This is a genomic window from Pseudomonas sp. K5002, from assembly GCF_013386655.1.
Lineage (GTDB): Bacteria > Pseudomonadota > Gammaproteobacteria > Pseudomonadales > Pseudomonadaceae > Aquipseudomonas.
This window is the reverse complement of sequence record NZ_JACARK010001597.1, coordinates 1-842: the sequence shown is the minus strand read 5'-3', so window position 1 is coordinate 842 and position 842 is coordinate 1. Positions and strand designations below refer to the sequence as shown.

Here is an 842-nt window from a genome sequence, read left to right as displayed (position 1 = left end):
CCGGCAGTGCCTTGAGCTGCCCCAGGCGCGGCGCCAGGCGGTAGGCATCCACACCCATCGCGTACAGGCGGCCAAGGCTGCCGTTGGCTTGTGGCCATTGGGCGGCGACCTGGTTGCGCAGCGGGTCGGTGGTGTTCAGCAGCCAAGGGGTTTCGCAGAACATCACGTTGGTCATGTCCAGGTACTGGTTCTTGTCGCCACTGGCGCTGAACACGTGGGACGTCGCATACACCGGCACGTCGCCAGCGTATTGGAAGTTCAGGGTCGGCTTGATCTGCTGGGCCAGTTGCGGAGTCACGGCCAGGAAGATGAACTCGATGTCCTGGCGGCGCGATGGCTGGGCGGAAACATCCGAACCTACCGTGCTTTGCAGGCTCTTGGCGCGGCCTTCGCTCTTGCGCAGCTGGAACAGGTCGGCAATCTGCTGGGCCAGGGCTACCGGCTGGTCAACGTACTCGACGCCCACCACGGTGCCGCCATTGGCTTCCCAATCCTGACGGAATGCCTTGTAGACGCGCTCGCCCCATTCGCCTTTCGGCACCATGGCGGCGGCGCGGTGCAGGCCATCGGCGCGAGCACGACGGGACACTTCACGGGCTTCGTCTTCAGCGGCCAGGCCAAACTGGAACAGTTGCGCCGGGTTCTGGTCGGCTTCGCTGTAGTTCAGGGCCAGGGTGGTGATCGGCAATTGCGGGCGTGCGCTGAGTTGCTTGACCAGTGGCTTCTCCAGCGGGCCGACCACCAGTTGCACGCCGGCGGCCTGGGCCTTGGCGTAGAAGTCGTCGATGGAGGTCAGGCGCGAGCTGTCGTAGAACTCGATCACCGGCGGCTTCTTCCCGGCT

1 protein-coding gene is annotated in these 842 nt (G+C 65.0%); it reads right to left on the bottom strand.

Annotated features, from left to right (window positions below; translation table 11 throughout):
- On the bottom strand, positions 1 to 842 hold an 842-nt coding region (locus HX846_RS38175; RefSeq protein WP_178967574.1), incomplete at both ends, for a penicillin-binding protein activator.